This is a genomic window from Gemmatimonas sp. (genome assembly GCF_044345575.1).
Lineage (GTDB): Bacteria > Gemmatimonadota > Gemmatimonadetes > Gemmatimonadales > Gemmatimonadaceae > Gemmatimonas.
On the sequence record NZ_JBIJAW010000421.1, the window covers coordinates 1 to 2,641 of the forward strand.

The window sequence follows — 2,641 nt, forward strand, 5'->3', positions numbered from 1 at the left end:
GCGATCGGCAGTGGCGAACCAGCGCAGATACGTGAGCATTTCGTCGAAGGTACCGATCGGCACGTCCTCACCCAGTGTCACGAGCACGCGCGTGCGGGCGGTATCGGGACGTCCTTCGCCGGTGATCTCCACGCGATTGATCCCCACGGGGAGACGGCTCAGCGGAATGCCGATGGTGGTGCTGCGCGACGCACCGCGCAGCGGCAACGACACTGTGCTGTCGAGCCCCACGATGTCGCCATCACCGAACACACGCACCCGCACCTGCCCCGGTGCGTTGGCGGTGACGCCGTCGATGTAGAGCGGCAACAGGGAGTCAACGCCGTACACGAACGTGGCGCGCGGGCGGGCAAGCAATCGCGGCAGGGAATCGACCACCAGACGCGGAATGGCCTCGTACACCGGCACCGGTGACGTGAACCCATCGGGCGCAAGGCGTGGCACGTCGAGCGTGACCTCCTCGCTGGACGCGCGAATGCTTGACTCGTCCTTCACGCTCACGGTGAGCGTATACCGTCCCGGCGCGAGGCGCAGAAACTGCTGCCAGATGATGCTTTCATCGGTACGCGACGTTTCCCGGAAGGTGGGCACGCGCACCTGCTCGGTGGCTTCGATGGTGCGCACCACCGTGGCGCCTTGTCGCAGCTGCAGGCGCGCCACGTACGCGGCGGCATAGCGATCGCCTTCGCGGGCAAAACCCAGCGCACGCGAGGGGAGCGACAACGCGAGCAGCGTGAGCGTGCTGTCGGGGGTCGGCGCACGCAGAAAACTCACCGACGCCGTGAACGGCATCGCCCCGGCACCGGCGACGAGACCCATGCTCCGATAGAGTCGCGTCATCTCCGCTGGCGCACCGATGATGGTGCCCGCCGGTGCACCAGGTTGTCTCGGTGGTGGTGTCACGGATGAGCCTGCCCCCACGGGCCGCGACGCCGCGCACCCCGTGGCGATGAGGGCAGCGGCGGCGAGGAGAAGAGTCCCGAAGACGGGATGCGGAAGCGGCTTCCGTGTCATGAATAACTGATAGTCCAAAGGGTGCGACACGTTCCTGAACCTTGTCTTGCTGCGACTGCTGGACGGCGTTACGTTCGCCCCGTGGCTATCGAGACGCTAGTCGGGACGACACTGGCCGGGTATACGGTGCGCGGGAAAGTCGGTGAAGGTGGGACCGCGACGGTCTTCCGCGCCGACCATCCGACGCATGGTACCGTAGCCTTGAAGGTGCTGCGCGAAAAACTGCAGCACGACAAGACGGCCGTCGCACGGTTCCTGCGCGAAGCGCAGTTCGGCGCACGCGTGGAACACCCGAACATCGTTCGCACCCTAGACTACGGGCAGTCGGACACCGACCGCTACTATCTGGCGATCGAATGGGCGGACGGCGAAATCCTCGACAAGTACGCGGAAAAGAGCGGCCCGCTATCGTGCAAGGACGTTGCCGCAATCATGGCGCAGATCTGCGGCGCCGTGCAGGCAGCGCATGATGTGGGCATCGTGCACCGCGACCTGAAGCCGGAAAACATCATGTACGATCCGGCCGGCCGGCAGATCAAGCTGCTCGATTTCGGGATCGCGGCCGACACGGAAGCGTCGCCCGACCAGCGCCTGACGCGCGCCGGGTTCTTCGTGGGGACACTCATGTATGTGGCCCCCGAGGCGCTTTCCGGCGAACTGGTCGGTCCGGCGGCCGACCAGTATTCCCTGGCTACCATTGCCTACTACCTGCTGTCGGGGTGCCTCCCCTACACGGGCAAGTCGCCACGTGAGCTGTTCTCGCAGCTGCTGACGCAGCCGCCCGTGACGCTCAACAAGGCCAAGCCTGGCCTGACCTTCCCCGCCGCCGTCGAAACGGTGGTCATGAAGGCGCTCGCCAAGGCTCCCGCGGAGCGGTATCCATCAGTAAAGGCGTTCTCCGACGCCTTCGAGACCGCTTCCACTTCCACCGCCACCGCCTCAGGCTCAGCACCCTCCGTCAGCGGCTCATCCGACGCCGTGAAGAAAGAGGGTGGCCTGTTCGGCAAGATGAAGGGACTGTTCGGACGTTGACTGCTTCGCCAAACCCCACGGATTCGATGACCACGCGCCTCATCGCCCTGCTGGCCGACCGTTCAGCCAAGCGGGGCGATTTCGTACTGGCCTCCGGCCGCCGCTCCACGCTCTACGTGGACTGTCGCCTCACCACCATGCACCCCGAAGGACAGCTGCTCATTGGCCGTGTGGCGCTCGCCGCTCTGCGAGCCAGCGGCTGGCCGGTGGATGCCGTCGGCGGCCTTACTCTGGGTGCCGATCCCATCTCCTATGCCATTGCCCACGCCAGTGCGCTGGCCGCCGAACGAGGCGAGGGGGCGATGGTTCGGAGCTTTACCGTTCGCAAGGAAGCCAAGCAGCACGGCACGGGTAAGCTCATCGAAGGGGCGTTCCTCCCCGGTGACAAGGTGGTTGTGGTCGAAGACGTGATCACCACCGGCGGGTCGGCGCTCAAGGCCGTCGACGCCATCCGCGCCGCCGGCGGCGAGATCCTCGGCGTTCTGGCGCTGGTCGACCGGCAGGAAGGAGGGCGCGAGGCGCTCGAGGCTGCCGGGCTCCAGGTGCTCAGCCTCGTCACGGCAGAGCAGTTGGTGCCGCTGATCAAGGGGTAGGT

At 66.1% G+C, this 2,641-nt stretch carries 3 protein-coding genes; 2 read left to right on the forward strand and 1 reads right to left on the reverse strand.

The features are described from left to right. On the reverse strand, positions 1-819 hold an 819-nt coding region (locus ACIQ6O_RS16095; RefSeq protein WP_396208788.1), incomplete at its 3' end, for a hypothetical protein. A gap of 276 nt (positions 820-1,095) precedes the next feature. On the opposite strand from ACIQ6O_RS16095, the gene ACIQ6O_RS16100 reads away from it, so the two are divergent. Both ACIQ6O_RS16100 and pyrE read left to right on the forward strand, forming a co-directional pair. Continuing rightward, complete coding sequence (locus ACIQ6O_RS16100; RefSeq protein ID WP_396208789.1) at positions 1,096-2,046, forward strand: serine/threonine-protein kinase; 951 nt, start codon at positions 1,096-1,098, stop codon at positions 2,044-2,046. Between the two features lie 26 nt (positions 2,047-2,072). Next, on the forward strand, positions 2,073-2,639 hold the full coding sequence (gene pyrE, locus ACIQ6O_RS16105; protein ID WP_396208790.1) for an orotate phosphoribosyltransferase: 567 nt from the start codon (positions 2,073-2,075) through the stop codon (positions 2,637-2,639). The last annotated feature ends 2 nt before the right edge of the window (positions 2,640-2,641 follow it).

Bases quoted from the DNA above. Each gene is read 5' to 3' on its own strand.
- pyrE (WP_396208790.1), top strand. From the start codon at position 2,073: ATGACCACGCGCCTCATCGCCCTGCTGGCCGACCGTTCAGCCAAGCGG.